Consider the following 435-nt stretch of genomic DNA (forward strand, 5'->3'; position numbering starts at 1 on the left):
AAAGACCAGGTGAGTATGACAGTTAAGGATAACGCGATTACAGCGGTTACCTGGGATGGAATAAAGGAAGACGGTACCAAAAAGAGCCAGCTTTCCATGGATGGAAAGTATGTCATGACAGAAAAAGGTCTTAAGTGGCATGAACAGGCGGAAGCAGTTGTGAAATATGTACTGGAGAATCAGTCCCTGGAAGGCCTTGTGAATAAAGAGGGATATACAGATGCTGTATCCTCCGTCAGCATTAATTTAATGGGATTTGTAAATGGAGTGAAAGATTGTCTCAGCCAGGCAGCCGGAGAAAGCGGCAGCCCGACAGCAGAACTAAAAGATGGAACTTACACTTATGAATCACCGGAATTTGACAAGAATGGATTCAAAGATCAGGTGAGTATGACAGTTAAGGATAACGCGGTTACAGCGGTTACCTGGGATGGC

At 44.6% G+C, this 435-nt stretch carries 1 pseudogene; it reads left to right on the forward strand.

Going from position 1 to position 435, the window contains the following annotated elements:
* A pseudogene (locus V7D18_RS08165) lies at window positions 1–435 on the forward strand (FMN-binding protein); the annotation flags it as partial.

It is taken from the genome of Lacrimispora sp. 38-1 (assembly GCF_049890855.1).
In the GTDB taxonomy this organism is placed as follows: domain Bacteria; phylum Bacillota; class Clostridia; order Lachnospirales; family Lachnospiraceae; genus Lacrimispora.